This window comes from Peptococcus simiae (assembly GCF_046097595.1).
In the GTDB taxonomy this organism is placed as follows: Bacteria; Bacillota; Peptococcia; order Peptococcales; family Peptococcaceae; genus Peptococcus; species Peptococcus simiae.
Genome location: NZ_JBJUVG010000003.1, coordinates 43,826 through 63,094, shown reverse-complemented (window position 1 = coordinate 63,094; position 19,269 = coordinate 43,826). Strand labels below are relative to the sequence as shown.

General features: G+C 55.5%; 15 protein-coding genes and 1 other annotated feature. Of the genes, 3 read left to right on the top strand and 12 right to left on the bottom strand.

Annotated features, from left to right (window positions below):
- Positions 1-57: 57 nt before the first annotated feature.
- Positions 58-999 (bottom strand): UDP-N-acetylmuramate dehydrogenase, encoded by a 942-nt coding sequence (murB, locus tag ACKQTC_RS03345; RefSeq protein WP_408977012.1) that lies wholly within the window; start codon positions 997-999, stop codon positions 58-60.
- On the bottom strand, positions 996-2,321 hold the full coding sequence (locus ACKQTC_RS03340) for a dihydrolipoyl dehydrogenase family protein (RefSeq protein WP_408977011.1): 1,326 nt from the start codon (positions 2,319-2,321) through the stop codon (positions 996-998). Before ACKQTC_RS03340 ends, murB begins: the two co-directional genes overlap by 4 nt.
- Positions 2,322-2,644: 323 nt before the next feature.
- Between ACKQTC_RS03340 and ACKQTC_RS03335 the strand changes: the two genes are divergently transcribed.
- From ACKQTC_RS03335 to ACKQTC_RS03325, 3 genes are read left to right on the top strand one after another with little or no spacing between them, the layout of a single operon-like run.
- Positions 2,645-3,187 carry a toprim domain-containing protein gene (locus tag ACKQTC_RS03335; RefSeq protein WP_408977010.1) on the top strand — a complete coding sequence of 181 codons (543 nt, stop codon included), beginning with the start codon at positions 2,645-2,647 and terminating at the stop codon, positions 3,185-3,187.
- Positions 3,188-3,200: 13 nt separating this feature from the next.
- Complete coding sequence (rsmA, locus tag ACKQTC_RS03330; RefSeq protein WP_408977115.1) at positions 3,201-4,007, top strand: 16S rRNA (adenine(1518)-N(6)/adenine(1519)-N(6))-dimethyltransferase RsmA; 807 nt, start codon at positions 3,201-3,203, stop codon at positions 4,005-4,007.
- A 4-nt stretch (positions 4,008-4,011) separates the two neighbouring features.
- A complete protein-coding gene (locus tag ACKQTC_RS03325; protein WP_408977009.1) occupies positions 4,012-5,718 on the top strand; it encodes a phosphohexomutase domain-containing protein in 1,707 nt (568 codons plus the stop codon).
- A gap of 72 nt (positions 5,719-5,790) precedes the next feature.
- Here the strand turns inward: ACKQTC_RS03325 and ACKQTC_RS03320 are convergent, their stop codons facing one another.
- From ACKQTC_RS03320 to ACKQTC_RS03275, 10 genes are all read right to left on the bottom strand, one after another.
- A complete protein-coding gene (locus tag ACKQTC_RS03320; RefSeq protein ID WP_408977008.1) occupies positions 5,791-6,546 on the bottom strand; it encodes an ABC transporter ATP-binding protein in 756 nt (251 codons plus the stop codon).
- Positions 6,530-7,435, bottom strand: coding sequence for an ABC transporter permease (locus tag ACKQTC_RS03315; RefSeq protein ID WP_408977007.1), 906 nt, complete (start codon positions 7,433-7,435; stop codon positions 6,530-6,532). The genes ACKQTC_RS03320 and ACKQTC_RS03315 overlap by 17 nt, the downstream gene beginning before the upstream one ends.
- 9 nt (positions 7,436-7,444) lie before the next feature.
- Positions 7,445-8,461 carry an ABC transporter substrate-binding protein gene (locus ACKQTC_RS03310; protein WP_408977006.1) on the bottom strand — a complete coding sequence of 339 codons (1,017 nt, stop codon included), beginning with the start codon at positions 8,459-8,461 and terminating at the stop codon, positions 7,445-7,447.
- Between the two features lie 2 nt (positions 8,462-8,463).
- A complete protein-coding gene (locus ACKQTC_RS03305; protein WP_408977005.1) occupies positions 8,464-9,558 on the bottom strand; it encodes an iron-containing alcohol dehydrogenase family protein in 1,095 nt (364 codons plus the stop codon).
- 57 nt (positions 9,559-9,615) lie between these two features.
- Positions 9,616-9,855, bottom strand: a binding site (T-box leader).
- 188 nt (positions 9,856-10,043) lie between these two features.
- On the bottom strand, positions 10,044-13,121 hold the full coding sequence (locus ACKQTC_RS03300) for an S-layer homology domain-containing protein (protein WP_408977004.1): 3,078 nt from the start codon (positions 13,119-13,121) through the stop codon (positions 10,044-10,046).
- Positions 13,122-13,350: 229 nt separating this feature from the next.
- Positions 13,351-14,757 (bottom strand): aldehyde dehydrogenase family protein, encoded by a 1,407-nt coding sequence (locus tag ACKQTC_RS03295; RefSeq protein WP_408977003.1) that lies wholly within the window; start codon positions 14,755-14,757, stop codon positions 13,351-13,353.
- A 156-nt stretch (positions 14,758-14,913) separates the two neighbouring features.
- Positions 14,914-15,435, bottom strand: a complete 522-nt coding sequence (locus ACKQTC_RS03290; protein ID WP_408977002.1) for a hypothetical protein — start codon at positions 15,433-15,435, stop codon at positions 14,914-14,916.
- A gap of 141 nt (positions 15,436-15,576) precedes the next feature.
- A complete protein-coding gene (locus tag ACKQTC_RS03285; protein ID WP_408977001.1) occupies positions 15,577-17,064 on the bottom strand; it encodes a sodium:proton antiporter in 1,488 nt (495 codons plus the stop codon).
- A 189-nt stretch (positions 17,065-17,253) separates the two neighbouring features.
- Complete coding sequence (gene rpmE / locus ACKQTC_RS03280; protein WP_408977000.1) at positions 17,254-17,457, bottom strand: 50S ribosomal protein L31; 204 nt, start codon at positions 17,455-17,457, stop codon at positions 17,254-17,256.
- 98 nt (positions 17,458-17,555) lie between these two features.
- On the bottom strand, positions 17,556-19,097 hold the full coding sequence (locus ACKQTC_RS03275; RefSeq protein ID WP_408976999.1) for an SLC13 family permease: 1,542 nt from the start codon (positions 19,095-19,097) through the stop codon (positions 17,556-17,558).
- Between the last annotated feature and the right edge of the window lie 172 nt (positions 19,098-19,269).

Here is a 19,269-nt window from a genome sequence, read left to right as displayed (position 1 = left end):
ATTGACACGGATTATATCAGATATGCTTACCCCTGTAAAGGGCCAAAAGCTGTTTTTTTATTTTTTTGTTGAGGGGGCTCCATCCATGGGACGACCGACCGGCCGGACCTCGGTTTCCAGGGTAATGCCGGTTTTTTCAGCGACCACCTGCTGGATATGGCTAATTAAATCCAAAACGTCCTGGGCGGTGGCCCCGCCGATGTTCACAATAAAGCCGGCGTGCTTCATAGATACCTGGGCCCCGCCGAGGGTGTAGCCCTGGAGGCCGCTTTCGATAATGAGGGGGCCGGCAAAGTGGCCGGGTGGCCGCTTAAAGACGCTACCGGCAGAGGGCATGTCCAGAGGTTGGCGGCTCTCTCTTTTGTGGGTGAGCTCGGCCATCCGGAGGGCGATATCCGCCGGGTCGCCGGGCTTGAGCCGGAGGGCGGCAGCCAGGCAATACAGGGGCTCTTCCTTGAGCCGGCTGTGCCGGTAGGCAAAGGCCATTTCTTCATTGGTCAGGCGGCGAACCCGCCCCTGGCCATCCATGACCTCAACCCATTCAATGACATCCCGCATTTCCCCGTCATAGGCGCCGGCATTCATAAAGACGGCGCCCCCCAGGCTGCCGGGAATACCACAGGCAAATTCCAGGCCGGTCATCCCCTTGGCCTGGGCCGCCTGGCTGACTTCGGCCAGGGGAAGGCCGGCGGCAGCCAGGCAGAGGGTTCCCTCCGGCCAGGTCAGCTGGTTGAATCGGGCCATATTGATGACCAGGCCGTCCATGCCCCGGTCGCTAACCAGGAGGTTAGACCCCAGACCCAGGATAAAAACCGGTACCCCTTCCTTTCTGGCCCAGGCTAAGACCAGGGCCAGGTCTTCCGGGCCGGCCGGCCAGGCCATGAGGTCGGCCGGACCACCGATTTGAAAGGTGGTGTGCTTGGCCATAGGCTCATCTGCCCGCCACTGGTCAGCCGCTAGGGGAAATGGTTCTTGACTATCGATTGGCAATCTCTTCATCGTCCTTTCATGCTGGCCAAGGCTGCCAGGGCGGCATCAATAAAGGCTTCCCCGTAGCTGGGATGGGGAAGGACCGTCGTTGCGATATCCTTGGCTGTCAGCTGCCCCCGGAGGGCAAAGGCACAGGCGGTGATCAGGTCACTGGCCCGGCCGCAATAAAGCTGGGCACCGAGCAGGATGCCGTCTTCCTTGTTGAAGACCAGCTTCATAAAACTCCGAGGGAGTTCATCGATGACGGTCTTGGCATTCCCGCCCATGACAGCCTTGCCAACCACCGGGTCATAGCCGGCTTCCTTGGCCTGGCCTTCATCCAGGCCAACGGTGGCAATTTCAGGCAGGGTATAGACGCAGGCAGGGATGTGGTCGACCGGCCGGGCGTCTTCACCGAGGAGGCGGGCCGCCAAGGCACGGCCATCTGCTGTGGCCTTATGGGCCAACTGGATGCCGCCAATGACATCGCCGATGGCGTAGACATTGGTTAGACTGGTGGCATAGGTCTCATCCACCAGGACAAAGCCCCGGTTCATCTCCGGCTGGTAATCTTCGGCAAAAAGGTCATCGGTGGCCGGCTGACGACCGGCTGCCATCAGGACCTTATCAGCCGGGATGGTTTCGCTCTTTCCCTTGGCTTCGTAGGTCACCGCCAGGGCCCCGTCAGCGGCTTCAATGGCCTGGACCCCGGCCCCGGTGACGGCTTTAATCCCCATTTGTTTAAATTGAGCGGCCAGGCTCCGGCCGATTTCCTTATCCATATTGTTGAGTAACTGGGGCAGGGCCTCCAGGACGGTGACGTCTGTCCCCAGGGCCTGGTATAGGGCAGCCATTTCCACCCCAATGACCCCACCGCCAATAATGACCAGTCGGGCGGGGATTTGGTCATCGACGACCAACATTTCATCAGAGGTCACCACCCCGGGCAAGTCGGCGCCGGGAATGGGCAGGCGGCGAGGCTTGGCCCCAACGGCCAGGATGACCTTTTCTGTATCCAGGGTGTCACCACCGGCCAGGGCCACCTGGGGGCCGGCCAGGAGGCGGGCCTGGTCCTCAAAAACGTCTACCTTGGCCCGTTTTAAAAGGCCGGCGATGCCCTTTTCCTGCTGGGCTGTTACGGCTGATTTGCGACTATTTAAAGCAGGGCCATCCTTAATACCCTTGGCCGCTTCGTGGAGCAAGGTTTTGGTCGGTACGCAACCCCGCTGCAGGCAAGTGCCCCCTAAACCGCTTTTCTCAACGAGAGCCACTTTCTTGCCGCCAGCTGCCAGGTCCAGGGCACAATCATACCCGCCCGGGCCGCCACCAATCACTACGATATCATAACGCATTGTCTTGCCTCCTTGTTGTTAGAATATATAGACTATAACCTATTGTATCATGACCGGCAGGCCAATAAAAGGACCTAGTGACGAGGGGCCGTTGAAAAAGATAAGACCTATTGATGAATTCAATAGACCATTTTCACTTTTACTCTTTCTTTTTCTCCGATTATTAGCTATGCTATAAAGTAGCAGTATGGCAAGAACCGCTGTCATCCATCTACTATGCCGACAGGTACTGCCAACTGCCATAAAGACCCTTTGCGGGTCTTTTTTTGTCTCTGCCGTTGAAGAGAAAGCCCCCAATAGCTATACTGGAGAGGGGAGGGCCTATGCTATACATAAGAGAAACCATCATTGTTGAGGGTAACCGGGACCAGCAGGCTGTTTTGCAGGCGGTGGCCGCCCTCGTTTTTAAAACCCGGGGCCTAAATGGCCTGCGGGCCGACCTGACCGGCTGGGCCCCCTTTGCTGCCCACGGGGGCCTGGTCATTTTAACCGATCCCGATGGCCCCGGTGACCGACTCCGGACCAAGATCACCGCCGCCTACCCCACCGCCCTCCAGGCCCAGTTACCAACCAAGGCCTGCCGGGGGCCCAGGGGCCGGCTGGGCATCCAATTTGCCGACCCGGCCGCCATCCGGAAAGCCCTATTGGCAGCCGGCTGCCGGTGCCGACCGGCCCCGCCGGCGGATACCCTAAGCGAGTTGATCCAGGCCGGCTTTGGCGGTGGCCCAACCGGGGCCCGGAACCGCCAGGCCCTCACCGACGCCCTGGGCCTGCCCCAGGCAACGGCCCCCCAGCTGGCGGCCTACTTAAATGCCCTGGACCTGACCCCGGCCCAGGCCCTCAGCTATATACACCCTAACAACTAAGGAGGCAGCCTTGATGCAACGTTCTTTCCGTCATAAGAAAAAATTCGGCCAAAACTTTCTCACTGACCCGGCCTTATTAGATAAAATCGCCCGTCTTTGCCCGCCGGGTCCGGCCGCTTTGGAAATCGGCGCCGGCGCCGGGGCCCTGACCCGGGCCCTGGCCAACCGCTTCCCCCTGGTCGCTGCCCTGGAAATTGACCGGGACCTGGCCCCGCTCTTGGAAGCTAACCTGGCTGGCTGTGACCATGTCCACCTGGCCTTTGCCGATGCCCGAAAGTTGGACTTTGACGCCTACATGGCCGACTTGGGCGCCAGCCAGTACGCCATTGTGGCCAATTTACCCTATTACATAACCACCCCCCTCCTCATGCAGGCTGTCGAAGAGAACCAGGGGGCTGAAGATATGATCTTTATGGTCCAAAAGGAAGTCGCTGACCGCCTGGCTGCACAGCCGGGCAGTAAAAGCTACGGGGCGGTGACGGTAGCCGTCCAATACCGCTGTCAGGTGGACCTGGCCCTCCAGGTGGGCCGGAAGGCCTTTACCCCACCGCCGGAAGTGGATTCCACGGTGGTCCGGCTCAAGCGTCGGCCCCCGGAAATACCTACCGACCCGACCGCCTTCCGGCAAACGGTCCGGGCCGCCTTTAGCCAGCGGCGCAAGACCCTCCGCAATAGCCTCAAGGCCACCAGCCTGGCAGCCGACCACCTGGACCGAGCTCTGGCGGCCTGTGCCATCGACCCGACCCGCCGGGCCGAGACCCTGTCCGTCAATGAATTCGCCCAGCTCAGCAAGGCCCTCTACCCTCCAGAGAAAGGATGATTTGATGCGCGCCGATGATCGTTTCCAACGCTGGCTATCTGATGACTCCCTCTCCATGCAGGAGCGGCGCCGCCTCTACCGGCTGGCCGATAACAAAGAGGCCTTTTTACGGGCCTTTGGGGAACCCCTGACCTTAAAGGGCGGACGGTTAATCGGTAAGCTGGGAGACGGCCCCGCCCATATGAATGACCGCACCGCCCGCTGGCTGGCCGCCACCATAGCCACCCAACTGGTCGATAAAGGCATCGACAAGGGGCTCCTCATTTTAGGCGGAGAGGTCCGACTCCACACCGATGCCTTTATAGAAATCATCGCCCGCCAGCTCTGCGCCTATGGCCACCATGTAGCCATCTGGCAGGACCCCATCCCGGCTGCGGTCCTATCCTGGGCCATCCGCTATGCCCGGGCCGATGGGGGGATTTACATCGGCGCCGATGCGGCCCCGGCCGACTGGAACGGAATCACCTGCTACACCGCCCAAGGGGCCCCCTTGAATACCAATGACGACGAAGACCTGGCCTACCGCTACCAGACCTTCTTAAATAGCCAGGACCCCAAGCCCATCGATGACTTGACCTCAGCTGACCTGGCCGGTCAAATGCAGGTCGTCGATCCCCATATGGGGGACCTCTACCTGGCCGACCTCCTCTATGGCGAAGGGCTTCTCAAGGACCGGCAGAAGGATGACGGCCCCCTCTCGATTATTTATACCGCCCTCCATGGGGCCGGGGGCAACTTTATTCCCGATGCCCTGGCCGAATGCGGCTTTAACGACTTCCGGGAAGTGGAAAGCCAGGCCCAACCGGACGGGACCTTTCCCGACCTGACCCGGCCCAATCCCAGCGATGCCCAGGCCCTGGATGAGGCCTGTCGGCTAGGCTATGTCATGGGCACAGACCTGATCTTAGCCAGCGATCCACCAGCCCGGCGGATTGGCTGCGCCGTCCGTCACAAGGGCGACTACGTCCTTCTGACGCCGGCACAAATCACCGCCCTCCTCATCGACCAACTGCCCCAGCTCCTTCCCCAGCCGACCAACGGGGTGATCTTGGCCCCCCTGGCCGGGTCGCCCTTCCCCAAGCGGCTGGCCCTCAACCGCCGCTTCCAGGTCCGGGACCTGCCCCAGGGCCTGGCCGGCATTGGCCAGGGCTGTCGGGACATCGTCGCCGACGGGGGCAGGCTCTTTTTGGCCTATGACGATGGGGCCCTGGTCGGCGGCAACTTAAACCGGGAAGGGGACGCTGTCTTTGCAGCGGTCGCCCTGGCCCTGGTCGCCCGGCGTTTAAAGGCCTTCGGCCGAACTCTGGTGGACCAGCTGGACCTCCTCTACGCCCACTACGGCTACTGGACAGACCGTCACTTCGACTATGAACCGGCCATGGCCCTCCCCAAGAACCTGAGTGACCAAACCCTGGCCGCCCTAGCCGATATGCCGGCCCAGGAGGTTTTCGGCCGGCCTGTCCGCCTAGTCTTAGACTACCGCCGGGGGACCTTCTGGCTGGCCCCAACCCCCCTGCTCCAGTATGTTTTCCCCGGGGGCAGCCACATCAGCCTGGCCGCTGACCCCGCCGGCCGCCGGCTCCAGGCTCAGATCTATGCCACCGCTCCCCAGGCGGAGACAGCCCGGCACCTGGCTGAAGACCTGACCAGCCACTTGCGCCAGGCCCTCCGCCAGGCCGCTGAGCAGGCCAGGACCAACCTTTTGAGTTAGTTTGACCACAAACCATCCGGGCCCCGCCCGGTCATCAAAAAAGCGCCCTCCTTTTGGAAGGCGCTTTTCGTTTTAAGGAATATGGTAGAGCTTGCGAAGGTCATCGGGGACTAGGGCCTTCTTTTCTTCAGCAGCGAAGATATGGGCAATTTTCCCCTTATCCAGCATAATCAGCCGGTCGCCGATATCAATGGCATCCTGGAGGTTATGGGTAATCATAATGACTGTCAGCTTGTCCCGCTCAGCCAGCCGGCAGGTAAAGTCCAGGACATCTTTGGCAATCTGGGGGTCCAGGGCAGCGGTGTGCTCGTCCAGGAGCAGGAGCTGGGGCGGGCGGAGGGTGCTCATAATGAGGGCCACCACCTGGCTCTGACCGCCGGAGAGTTCGTTCATCCGGTTGTCCAGCTTGTCTTCCAGGCCCATGCCGGCCTCACTGAGCTTCTCGGCAAAAATCCGCCGGAGGTCCTTGGTGATGGCCCGGTTAAAGAGTTTCCGGTTCTGTCGGCCATAGGCCAGGGCCAGGTTTTCTGCCACCGTCAGGTTGGGGGCCGTCCCCATTTGGGGATTTTGAAAGACCCGGCCAATAAAGTGAGACCGCTTATGCTCGGGCAGGAAGGTGATATCCCGGTCATTGAGGGTGATTTTCCCCCGGTTGGGCCAGAGGGCGCCACCGATAATATTGAAGAGGGTCGACTTCCCGGCCCCGTTATTCCCCAGGACAGTGACAAATTCCCCGGTCTCGACGGTCAGATCCAGGCCCCGTAAGACCTGGATGGGGTTGCCGTCTGCCTTCGGAAAGGACTTATATATATCATTCAATACCAGCATGGGGGTCTCCTTTCCGTAACTTCTGATTGGCCCGGTAGTTCTGCCAAGCCGGCAGGGCCAGAGCCAGGACCACCACGACAGCTGAAATCAGCTTCATGGCATAGGCCGGGAAGAAGTCGCTTTTTATGGCAATGGCCAGGATAATCCGGTAGGCGATGCTCCCGACCAGGCAGCTGATCAGGCCGAAGAAGACGCCTCTTTTGCGGACGACCGCTTCCCCGATGATGACCGCCGCCAGGCCGACAACCAGCATCCCAACCCCGCTGTTCATATCGGCAAAGCCCTGGTCGCAGGCGATGAGGCCGCCGGACAGGCCGATGAGGGCGTTGGAAATCATAAAGGCGGTGATCTTGTACATGTTCACGTTCATGGAAGAGGCCCGGGCCATCTTTTCATTGTCCCCAATGGCCCGGATGCATAGGCCAAAGTTCGTCTTGAAGAAAATATCCAGGAGGATGATCACCACCAGGACAATCAGGGCGGAATAAAGGACCTTCCGGGTGACTTCATGGCTAATGACCTGGCTAAAGGCGGAAAAGAGGGTCGGCGTATCCAGGAGGGCCACGTTACTGGTCCCCTTCATCACCATGAGGTTAATGGAATACAGGCCCGTCATGGTTAAAATCCCGGCCAAGATCGGCTGGATTTTCATTTGGGTTTGCAAGAGAGCGGTCACCAGGCCGGCCAGGGCCCCGGCCCCCAGGGAGATGAAGACCCCCAGGTAGGGGTGGCCGGCGGTTACGCTCATGGCCATGACAGCCATCCCGAAGGTAAAGCTGCCATCGGCCGTTAAGTCAGGTACATCTAAAATGCGGAAGCTGATATAGATCCCCAAAACGAGCAGGGCATAGATAATACCCAGCTCAATGGAGCCGACAAGTAATGACATGAATTCCTCCTACTTCACTAAGGAATGGGCTTTATCCTGGACATCCTGGGGTACAGTGATGCCTAATTTTTCTGCAGTGGCCATGTTGATGTCGACCATGTCACCGGCAATGGCAATGGCCGGGACATCGGCAACGGCTTTCCCATTTAAGACCTCAATGGCCAGGCGGGCACTTTGGGCCCCGGTGTCTACGTCATCAATGGCAACTGACAGGAGGGCACCGGCATCGACCATGACCTTGGAGCTCCCCAGGATAGGAATCTTGTGGGCGGTGGTGGCATCGACAACGAGGGCAATGGCATCTTGAATGAGGCTATCATTGGGCACGAAGATGGCATCCACTTCGGCGGCCATAGAATCAGCGGTTTGCTTCACTTCACTGGAGTTGGAAACGGTCCGTTCGACAGCCTTTAAGCCCATTTTTTCCAGTTGGGCCTTGGCGTCTTTAGCAGTGGCATTGGAGTTGACTTCATTGGCGCTGTAAAGGATGCCAACAGTTTCAATTTCCGGCTTTAATGCCTTGGCCAGGTTGAAGATCCCTTCTACAGGAATGGGGTTTTGAGTCCCGGTGGCGTTTTTATCCGGTTTTTCCATGCTGGCCAAGAGCCCGGCCTTGACCGGCTGGGAAACAGCAATAAAGACCTGAGGGGTATCAGACTTTTGGTTGACATAGGCCTGGCTGGCTGGGGTTGCGATGGTGGCGACCAGGTCGTAAGAGCCACCGGCCATTTCCTGGGCGATGGTGTTCATGTTAGAAGCATCCCCCTGGGCGGATTTTTCAACGAATTCAACGTTACCGGCCCCGTATTCTTTCTCCATTTCAGCCTTGAAGCCCTTTTTCATGTCGTCAAAGGCCCCATTTTCCACCAGCTGAATAATCCCAATCTTATATTGTTTGTCGCCTTGGTCAGCAGAGGCTGCCGGTGCAGAAGAGCTGTCCGCCCCGCCTCCGCCGCCACAGGCGGTCAGGCTGAGGGTCAGGGCTAGGATAGACAGGGCAGCAGTTATTTTTTTAAAGGTTTTCATGATTATTTTTCCTCTCTCTTTTCATCGTATAAGGCGGCAAAGGCCGCATCCAGCATATCTTCAGTAATTGGGTAGGGGTTGTGGCGGATATCCGAGGCCTGGAGGATGGCCGGATAAATGGCCCGGATATCTGCCATGGTTAGGCCCAGGTCCTCCGGTACCACCGGGTAGCCCAGGGCCTTGTTCAAGGCCATCACGTCCCGGTAGGCCTCCCGCCATCGGTCGACCAGGAGGAGGACCGTCACCCCGAAGCCAACCACTTCCCCATGGGGATGGGCCTCGTGGTCAAAGTCCTTGACCCCGGTCAGGGCGTAGTAGATGGCGTGGGCCAGGCCGGAGTTATAATCCGGGCTGTGGTCCAGGGTCACCAGGATAGAAACCATCGCTGTGGTAATTAAAATAGTGAGGACGGTTTGCCGGAAGTCATCGTTCAGCCGGCCTTCATCGACTGCCTGCATAGCCCCTACGGCATGGGCCTGCATGGCCGAGGCGCAGGCCCCGCTGATGTGCTCACCCAGGCTAAGGGGGAAGGTCAGAGCCTCCTGCCGGCAATTAATGGTCACCTCATAGTACTTGGCATAGGTATCGCCAATGCCGGCGTAGATGTAAATCCGCGGGGCTTGTAAGAGGACCTCCTCATCAATAAAGACGTGCCTGGGGGCCTCCTTGAGAAAGGCCGGGCCTGCGACCCTGCCGTCCGGCTGGTACATAATGGATACCGCCGTAGCCGCTGCACAGTTAGAGGCAATGGTCGGAAAGGTAAAGACCGGCTTGGCCAGGCGGTCGGCCAGGCACTTGGCCGTATCCAGGACATGGCCCCCGCCAATACCGAAGATCATGTCCGCTGCCCGGACCGCCTCCAGACCGGCTAAGCGGTCAACCGCCTCATGGGAGGCCACGCCGCCATAATGGATGGGGTCGCCTGTTATAAAGCCGGCCTCATCTAAAACTGGCATGAGTTTATCTTTTAAAGCCGGAAAGCCATGGTCGCCAACAATAAGGGCAATCCGCTGACCCACCGGTCGGCAAAGGCTGACGACATCATCATAAACCGCCTCGCCGATACTGTAATTTGAAAAAGTAACTTGTTCGTGCATCTTCTTCATCCTTTCACCAATGACCTATTCAAGGCAAAAAAAATACGCCCCTGTCCCTACTGGGACAAAAGCGAACGCTTCTGCGGTACCACCCGGCTTGGTCAAAAGACCCACTCGATCAGCATACCATCATATGCCTGTCCCTGATAACGGTGGACACTCCGTTAGCGACTACTCTTATTTTTGCCGCCACCCTCTCAAGCCCATTCACGCAACCCCGTCACTGCTGCCATCCCACCATCGGCAACTCTCTGAAAGCTCGGTTGATTGGTTACTCTTCTTGATCATCGGTTTGCTTTGATGCTTAATTTAAACCTATTCTAACGACAAGGAAGGGACTTGTCAAGCTTTTTCCGGAAAAATCATCCGGAAAAGGCACCGTACGGTTCCAGCTGGTGGAGACAGCCCACTGCAAATATAAAAGGCGCCACGCAAATTCCTGCGTAGCGCCAAATATATCTGCCTAGAGAAATGCCACTATCTGATCAAATAAAAGTCTTGTCATTCAGTTTCAGCCAATGCTCACCCTTGCCATCTTCCAGCCGCTTATAGTCATGACCGAGGACGGCTTCCATGATGGTGGTGTAGTACCAGTCCTCCTGGCCCATGTCTGTAAAGGGGGCGAAGGACTCCTGGTGACGGTTGAGCCAGTCCTGGTCGCCCTGTCGGTTTAAGACCCGGTTGGTTATGGCAATGACTTCTGCCCGGCTGATCGGCTGGTCAGGCCGGAAGGTATTATCCGGATAGCCGGCAATCCAACCATGACCGGCCGCCAGGCGGATGCTCTCATAGGCCCAGTGATCAGGGGACAAGTCGGTAAAGGCCGGGGCCGGGCCATCTTTTAAGCCGGCAAAGCGGCTAGCAATAGCAGCAAACTCTGCCCGACTAATGGGGGCATCCGGTCGGAAGGTCCCATCCGGGTAGCCCTTGACGATGTTTTCCCGAGCTGCATAACCGACCGGGTTGGCGTACCAGGCGCTGGTGTCAATATCCGTCAAGTCAGATGGATAGGTCTTGGTCTTATCCGGTCGGTCTTTTAGGAGCCGGGTAAACATGGTGGCCACTTCTGCCCGGCTCATAGACCGGTTGGGCCCGAAGGTTTGGTCCGGGTAGCCGGCCATATAGGCATAGTGGTCTTCCGTATTCAGCTTATCGGGCGTGTTCACAACAGCCCCACCACCGCCTGACCGGCGGTCTTTTTTCAAGGCCCAGGTCCCGGTAAAGGTCAGGCCTGTATCTTTCTGAACCTCTCCCTTAATGGGTTCCCAGCCGACAAAGGTCCAAGTCCCGTCACCGGTTTGAACACTGGTTTGGCCCAAGACCGGCGGAATAATGAGGGCACCAATCATGCCTTCACTAGGCGCGGGGAGCAGCCGGCTAACCGCTTCAGGCAAGGTCTGCCCTGTTTCCTTAGCTACAAATTGGTAGGTCACCGGATAATAAGAGTTATCATCAGGGTGCTTATAGTTGACGTCATAGTTATTCAGCAGGGCATCGTTTTTCAAGATGGTTTGCGTCTTGTCATGGGGGTTGGTTTTTCCACTAAAGGTCGTCTGCTTAAAGCCTAGCCAGTTGAACTCCTTATAATTGGATGGCGGTTCATAAAGAGCAGACGCCTTGTTGTTTTTGAAAACGGTTGTCTGATCAGTGGTTAAATTTGTGTACTTACTGGTATCGCAGGGTTCCTCATAGCTATAGGGGTGGACCTGGATAGCACCACCCTGACCCAGAGTACAGGCATTCCCATCAAAACTGGAGCCTTGAGTAACATGAACCGCTGCTTCCGGCCGCACAACGATGGCTCCGCCGGATTTAAAAGCACTATTCTTTTCAAAACTTGTGTTTGCTATTTGGCTGCTGCCCTTTAGGCAGTAGACGGCACCGCCATAGCCGCCTTTCCCATCTTTCGTGGTGTCTGCCGGCAGGTCATCGCTGCCGCTGGCCTTGTTCCCTTTAAAAGTTGTATTTGCGATGCTAGCGTCCTTACCAAGGTAGAGGGCGCCTCCGTAACGGGCCAAGTTACCAATCAAATCACTATTTTTAAGGTCTAACCCGCCAGCGGCAGGCCGGACAAAAATGGCACCGCCTGTACCTGAATTATCAGCCTTTGTCAGCGTTTGATTCGCTGTAAAGGTACAGCCATCTGCAGCCAGTTTGGCCCCATTATACAGACCGATGGCGCCACCAGAAATAACCGCTTCATTTTGGTCAAAGGTCAAGCTCCTAAAGGTACTCTCCCCATAGAGGAGGTAAAAGGCCCCACCTTGAAAGCCACAGCCATTTTCTGTAAAGGCAGTATCCGTCACTTCTGTGTCCCCACATAAATAGCTGGCCCCACCTTGGGCACTGGCCTGGTTACCGGTAAAGGCGCAACCGGCCAGGGTAATTTGACCCGGTGCAACAGTCGGGGGCTCATCATAGCTGGTGTAACGGCAAAGGGCACCGCCTAAGCCATAGCTATCCTTTGTACCTGCCAGGTTATTTGTAAAAGTACATTTGTTAAAGCTGGCGGTACCCTTACCTGCCTCTTTTGGCAAGGCCATATAAACGGCGCCACCATAATTCCATTTAGCGCCGGTGGCCTGGTTGTTTGCAAAAGTATCCCCTGTTGCCATCAGCTCAGCCTTGCCACTTGCAGAAATGGCGCCACCGCTCACAGCAGTATTTTTTTGCCAGGTATTGTTGGTTGAGGTGAGCTTATTACCAGTATATATAGCACCCCCGTTTTTAGCCCTATTGCCTTCAAAAGAGCACCGGTCAACGGTCGCTTCTCCATAAGCAAAGACAGCGCCCCCGAAATCCTTGGCTGAGTTGTTCTTAAAGGATACCCCTGTAAGCGTCACTTGGCAGGCAGAGCCTGAATAAATCGCTCCACCATATTTTTGACAACTGTTGCCCTCAAAAGACCCACCGGTCATGGTCAGGCTTGAGGTGTCTCTCATATAAATGGCACCAGCTATGGGTTGAGTGTCCCCATTCGTTGTTTTATTTACATTATTTATAAAGCTGGTGTTCTTGATCTCAAGGGTAGCGCCACCAGTTGTGGTAATGGCGGCATGGTAAGAAGAACTTGAATTATTATTTTGACAGTTTTGGATGCTGCAGTTATTTAAGACGAGGGTCCCCTTTTGTGTACCGCTTTTCATGACAGAAAAAGCGGCCCCTTTATTCTGCCCGTCAATCGTAATGTTTTCTACTGTTAGCTTGGAGTAAACGGAAGCGACGTTCTGTCTCTCTTTGGAAATAATAGTTTTGCGCACCCCATCAGCGGGCTTGAGGGTGATCTCGGTCCTGTTGACGGCATAAATCCCGCTATCCATATTTTGGTTGTGGTCCCTAGTCTGTAAGATGGTGATGGCCGTCCCTTCAGGTTCTTTTTCAGCTTGTCCAATAGCCTCATTGAGATGGTCAAACTGGCCCAGTTCTCTGCCATCTGCAGTTTGCACAATAAAGGTCTTGGTTGCCTGCCCAGGTGAATCTCCTGCTTGAGCAGGCAAGGGTAACAGGCAGTTGGCGGCCATAAAGGCCAGGGCGAGTAGCCCGGCAAGGGTTTTCTTGAACATATTTAACTCCTTTCATCATCGTGCAGGTTCTAAAAAATACCGATAAGCTAAACATAAGCGCACGCAAGCCCCTTAATATATCCTGATAGGGTATAATAGGAAGTCTATGTCTGTTTATTTAATCTCTTTTAAATATATCTTCTTTAATGATAGCATGGTTATCTGAAAATTCAAGACCTTGCAGTAAAAAAATCCCTCACCACAGGCGGATGAGGGATTTGGCTATTGTTTAATAAAAGAGCGACTTGACTTCCAGGTATTCTTCATAGCCCATGACGCCGGCTTCCCGGCCCAGGCCGCTTTCCTTGTAGCCGCCGAAGGGGGCGAATACATCCCGGGTGCCGAAGTTGACGGTCACCTGACCGGCCTCCAGGCGGCGGCCCACGGCGATGGCTTCTTCTTCCGGGCCAACGACGCCGGCGGCTAGGCCGTAGGAGGTATCATTGGCTATCCGGACGGCCTCTTCCTGGTCCTTATAGGTCTGGATGACTAAGACCGGGCCAAAAATTTCTTCCCGGACGGCCTTGGCATCTGCGGGGAGGTCTGTAAAGACGATGGGCTGGACCAGGCGTTTTTCGGCCCTTTTATCCGGGGCCTGGCCGATGACCATCTGGCCACCATCAGCCAGGGCGATGGCGATGTGGTCGCAGACTTTTTCGTATTGCTTAGCAGAGACAATGGGGCCTAGGGTGGATGCCGGGTCTCTGGGGTCCCCGGCCCGCCAGTTTTTCACTTCTTCCTTTAAGGCGGCGATGGCCTTGTCTTTATCTGCTCCCGGGACCAGGAGCCGGGTGTAGGCAATACAGGTTTGCCCGCTATTGGCGAAGCAGGACCCGGCCACGATTTTAGCTGCATCGGCATAGTCGGCGCCGGGCAGGACGACGAGGGGGCTCTTCCCGCCCAGTTCCAGGGCGATTTTTTTGATGGTGGACAGGCTATCCCGGCCAACTTGCCGGCCACTGGCAGTGGAGCCAGTAAAGCTCACCATCCGGACATCCGGGTGGGTGGTCAGGGCGTCGCCCACTTCCCCACCGGCCCCGGTGACCAGGTTCAGAACCCCGGCCGGGAGACCGGCATCATGGAAGGCCTGGACCAGGTAGTAGGCTGACAGGGGGGTGGTTTGGCTGGGCTTTAAGACCACGGTGTTGCCGGCCAAGAGGGCCGGAGAGACCTTTTGAACCACCTGGCCCAGGGGGTAGTTCCAGGGGGTCAGGAGGGCAACGACCCCAATGGGCTCCCGGACAATCCGGCCATGGGTCAGCTCCTCTTCAGTCTTATAGGACCGGGCGATGGTCAGAAAGCTTTCAATCCGCTTGAAGTTCCGGTCCACGTGCATCTTGCTGGTCCACTCCCGGGGCTGGCCCAACTCATCGATTTCCAGGTCAATGAGGGTATCCCGGTAGCCCTTGAATTTTTCCAAGCCGGCTTCGATGATATCTGCCCGTTCCTGGACGGTCTTGGCGGCCCAGGCCGGGAAGGCCTTTTTAGCGGCGGCTACGGCCTGGTTTACATCATCCTTATTGCCCCGGGGCACTTCTGCCACGGTTTCCAGGGTCCAGGGATTTTCCACTTGGATAAACTGGCCGGAGGCCCCTGCCTGCCAACTGCCATCGATAAAAATCTTATTAAAATCCATATGCTTCCTCCTATCATTGACCGATTTCTTATACATGAATCTACTTCCAGTGTAGCAGTCCGCCCCCCTTTACTCAATACACACTTTTCAGTTTTTTCCTGCTTGACGGCCCCTAAAACAGAAAAAAACCACCGGGGCCATCCCGGTGGGGTCTGATTACCGTCGTAAAATCAGGTCTGTCTTATCCTTGTCATCCTGCTTGGCCAGAAAGGCTTCCCAGTCCGCTACGGACCGGTCTTTTTGTCTGATTTTTGCAATGATGCCCTGGTCAGCCCGCCAGGCGGCCTCGACCTTATCAGCCAGGAGGTCCTTGAGCTGGCCATTGAGGCTGATGACCTGGGCGGCATCAGGCGTCCCATCAGCATCCTGGGCCAACGGGCTCAAGCCGGTCTTCAGGTCTTCTTTTGTGGGAAAGGCCCGGTACTTGGCGGCCAGGCGCAATAATTCTTTATCCGGCAGGGCCCGGGCCAGGTCCTTTTCCCGGACCGCCAGGGGCACATCGTCTAGGTAGACCTTGTGCCCGCGAACGGCCACCCCTTCGCCGGTCATGAGGCGGTTGCCTTCGTAGGCCGCTTCCGCATCGACCTTATCACCGGCCTGGAGGGGGTCACCACTGCCGGCTGCGGCCAAGGGGCCCTTTTCCTCATCGCCACAGGCGGTCAAAGAAAGCACCATCATTAGCAAAAGCCCTATTACAGCTAGTTTTTTCATGCGGATTTTCAAGCTTGTCGCCTCCTCAATTCATTATACCTCTATCATACCTTGACCGCCGCCGGCTTGCAATAAAAAAAGGACAGCACTCGGCTGTCCTTAGTGGCATTAATAAGCGTAGGGCAGGAAGAAGATCAGGGTATCGATGATAAAGAGCGGAATCAGGAATACCAGGGCCCAACCCATATAGCCAAAGAAAGAGGGCATCTTAATGTCAGCGTTTTCAGCAATGGACCGGACCATGAAGTTAGGCGCATTACCAATATAGGTATTGGCCCCCATGAAGACAGCACCGGCCGAAATAGCCATCAAGATGTGTTCCGGCATGAGGCCGAGGGTGGTCATAACCCCGGGCACGTCATGGGCATGAAGGGAGGCTGCGGTGGTGAAGAAGACCACATAGGTCGGCGTGTTGTCCAGGAAGGAGGACAGCAGACCGGTGCCCCAGAAGAACTGGGCCGGGTGTTCCAAACCTAGGGAAGCCCCTCTGGCCCCTAAAATAGCCAGGGCCGGAATCATGGTGATGAAAATCCCGATAAAGAGCTTGGCCACTTCTGCAATAGGGGCCCAGCTGAATTCGTTGAAGGCCCGGGCCTTTTCGCTGGAGGTTTTCATAGCCAGGAAGGCAGCCAGCAGGATGACCACATCCCGCAGGATGCTCAGGTAGGTCCAGGTAACGATTTCGCCGCCGTATTCATACAGCTGCAGGCCGTAGACTTCGCCGGTGGCTTGGTCAGCAAACATGGGCAGCTTAGTTAAGACGCCGGAGAGGATAACCGCTAAGACAATCATCCCTAAGAAAATAAAGTTATGGGCGCCTTCAATGCGTAACTTGCCTTCTTCGCCGTCATCGGGAATCTTACCGCCTAAGTCAGCCAAGTCTTTCTTGTAAGCCCGGCTGTCCATAATGAAGAAGATTAAGAGTAAGATGGCAGAGTTCAGTACATAAGGTTGCCATAGGTGCTGGAGGGTCCAGAAGAAGGGGACGCCCCGTAAGAAGCCCATGAAGAGGGGCGGGTCACCGACCGGGGTTAAGGAACCACCAATGTTACATACCAGGAAGATAAAGAAGATAATGGTATGTTTTTTACGGATCCGCCACTTATTGGCCCGGATCAGGGGACGGATAAGGACCATGGCAGCCCCGGTGGTCCCAATCCAGGACGCAATCAGGGTACCGATGAGTAAAATAATAACGTTGACTTTCGGGGTCCCACGCAGTTTCCCCCGGAGGACAATCCCCCCGGTAGCACAGAAAAGCCCGAATAACAGGATAATAAAGGGAACATAGTCCAGTAAAATGGAATGGAATAATTCCATAATGGTTTCCCCGGGACCATACGCAATGGTAAAGGGCACTAAGAAGACCAGAGACCAAAAAATAGCCGTTTTACCCTGGTTATTTTCCCACCATTCAGCATTAATCAACGGCGCCAGGGCGATAGACAAGAGCATCCCCACAAAGGGGATAATGCTCCATACCGGCAACCGTTCCCCGAGGGGGGTATGCTCGGCAGCCAGCGCTGCTTCCGGCATAAGGCATAGCAGTCCAATGGCTAGGACAGCCAGCATTTGCCAATTCATTTTCTTTTGCACAAGCCTACATCCTTTCTCCTTTTGTTCGACCCAGCAAGTGTCACCACCCGGTGGGCATTTGCACACACATCCAGTATAGACAATTCCAATTGATAAATCCATGATTTTTTGACAGGATCATCAAAAAATGGATATAAAATAAGCAGGCCGCTGCACGGGTGACCGGCAGCGGCCTGCAGAAGGTCGTGCTTATTTACGATTGTACTTTTTATTGAAGGCTTCTACCCGGCCCTTGGCACCATGGGTGCGTTGTTTGCCGGTGTAGAACGGATGACAGGCAGAGCACACTTCTACTTTAATGTCATTTTTAGACGTAGACCGTGTGGTGAACTCATTCCCGCAACCGCAAGTTACCTTTACTTCATGATAATCCGGATGAATTCCGTCTTTCATGTTTCCACCTCTTTTCATCGAAAATCAATGAGCGTCTATCATTGAGTCCAGGCCATTATACTAAAAAGCACATTCCCGGTCAAGGATAAAGTCTTGATTTAGGCGAAAAGCAGTTTAGCCAGGGGATAGCCCAGGAAGATGTAGAAAATCAGGGTAGCGATACATTGGGGGAAGCCAATCCGCATAATATCCCCGGTGGTGTAGATGTCTTTCCGGCCGTGCATCATCCCGGCGTGGGGAGAAGCAGCCGGGGTTAACATGGCGACGAAGACCATCATCCCAACACCCATAGCCACCGGCATGGGGTTGATATTCATTTGTTCGCTGAAGGCCAGGATAACCGGCATCAGGACCACAGCCATAGCGGCATTGTTGGCAAAGTTGGTGATAATGAGGGCCACGGTGAACATGATGGCGACGAAGGCCATTTCAGACCGGCCCCCTAAAATGGGGTTCAGGGCAGATAAAAGGAAGGTTTTTACCCCAGTGGCATCAGCAGAAAGACCATTGGCCCCGTATACCGCTGCTGCGATCATGAAGTAAATCCCCCAGGAAAGCTGGCCGTAAGCCACTTCTTTAAAGTTCAGGAAGGGGCCGGAGCCAAAGCGGATAATACTGAAGAAAATAACGAAAACAATGGTCACCCCGAGAGGCCCCAAGGTGCTTAAGGTTGATACCAGGGGGAAGGTTTTCGGTAAGAAGGACGGCATCAGCAAGAGCACGATGTAAACCGGCAGCATAATTAAGAAGGCTTTCTGCTGGAGATTCATCGGCGGCAGGGTGTTTTGCGCAGCGATTTTTTCAGCATCGACGGCCTTCAGCTTGCTGACATCCGGACGAATAATATACTTGAGGATGAGAATGTACACGAGGGTCAAAATAAAGCACATGATTAAGTTCAAAGCCATGTACTGGCCGTAAGGTACAGGGGTCCCGCTCATTGATTGAAAGGCGGAAACCACAATCAACTGAGCACCCATAAAGGGGAAGAGGGGCTGACCGATGGTGGAAACAAAGAACATCCCTACGAAGAAATAGGGCCAAAACTTGTCACAAAGCTCAATTTTCAGTTCTTCCATCAGGGAGAGGGCGATGGGCCACATCACCAAGAGGGAGGAAATCGGTGAAATCAGGGTGGACAAGAGGTAGCAAGCTGCATAGAAGATACCTACGAAAACATAGGGCCGACCGGTAATGATCTTTCTCGTTAGGAACCAGTTGGCAATGTAGTTGGTGCAGCCGCTTTCATACAGGGCCCCGAAGAGGACCATGCAGAAGAGGGTCAAGAGAACGGTGTGTTGGCCAAAGGCGTTGAGCATGGTATTGATCATACCCTCTGCCCCTTCGCCGGCAAAGCCGGAGAAGCCCATAAAGATAAGGCCCAGTAAGGACGGCCACATGGTATCAACCAAGGACCACAGGTAAACCATCCCTAAGAAGGCACCGACCATTTTCATCCCGATGGGGGTAATCCCGCCCATAGCCGGAAGAAATTGGAAGACAACCATAATAGCAATCCCGATTAATGAATGAACATATAATTTCGTATTGGTCGGCTTCTTCTCCGGTGTACAAACGATGTCTTTATCATCGTTTTGGAAAGAGAAGGTTTTGTTATCCGCGTTTGACAATGGTTTCACTCCTTTTTTATATATCGCTTAGTATCAACAACATCTAAAAAGCCTAGCAATCGCTTAACTCAAGGTCATTATACAAACACTTTTCGCCAATGTACAATTTATTTCCGCTATGGTGCTATATGCTCTGCTTATACCCCCTCCCCCGCCTACTTAATCGGGCATAGCCCGGTCT

Bases quoted from the DNA above. Each gene is read 5' to 3' on its own strand.
- ACKQTC_RS03335 (WP_408977010.1), top strand. From the start codon at position 2,645: ATGCTATACATAAGAGAAACCATCATTGTTGAGGGTAACCGGGACCAG.
- rpmE (WP_408977000.1), bottom strand. From the start codon at position 17,457: ATGAAAGACGGAATTCATCCGGATTATCATGAAGTAAAGGTAACTTGC.
- ACKQTC_RS03325 (WP_408977009.1), top strand. From the start codon at position 4,012: ATGCGCGCCGATGATCGTTTCCAACGCTGGCTATCTGATGACTCCCTC.
- ACKQTC_RS03340 (WP_408977011.1), bottom strand. From the start codon at position 2,321: ATGCGTTATGATATCGTAGTGATTGGTGGCGGCCCGGGCGGGTATGAT.
- rsmA (WP_408977115.1), top strand. From the start codon at position 3,201: ATGCAACGTTCTTTCCGTCATAAGAAAAAATTCGGCCAAAACTTTCTC.
- ACKQTC_RS03290 (WP_408977002.1), bottom strand. From the start codon at position 15,435: ATGATGGTGCTTTCTTTGACCGCCTGTGGCGATGAGGAAAAGGGCCCC.
- ACKQTC_RS03315 (WP_408977007.1), bottom strand. From the start codon at position 7,435: ATGTCATTACTTGTCGGCTCCATTGAGCTGGGTATTATCTATGCCCTG.
- ACKQTC_RS03320 (WP_408977008.1), bottom strand. From the start codon at position 6,546: ATGCTGGTATTGAATGATATATATAAGTCCTTTCCGAAGGCAGACGGC.
- ACKQTC_RS03295 (WP_408977003.1), bottom strand. From the start codon at position 14,757: ATGGATTTTAATAAGATTTTTATCGATGGCAGTTGGCAGGCAGGGGCC.
- murB (WP_408977012.1), bottom strand. From the start codon at position 999: ATGAAGAGATTGCCAATCGATAGTCAAGAACCATTTCCCCTAGCGGCT.
- ACKQTC_RS03305 (WP_408977005.1), bottom strand. From the start codon at position 9,558: ATGCACGAACAAGTTACTTTTTCAAATTACAGTATCGGCGAGGCGGTT.
- ACKQTC_RS03310 (WP_408977006.1), bottom strand. From the start codon at position 8,461: ATGAAAACCTTTAAAAAAATAACTGCTGCCCTGTCTATCCTAGCCCTG.
- ACKQTC_RS03300 (WP_408977004.1), bottom strand. From the start codon at position 13,121: ATGTTCAAGAAAACCCTTGCCGGGCTACTCGCCCTGGCCTTTATGGCC.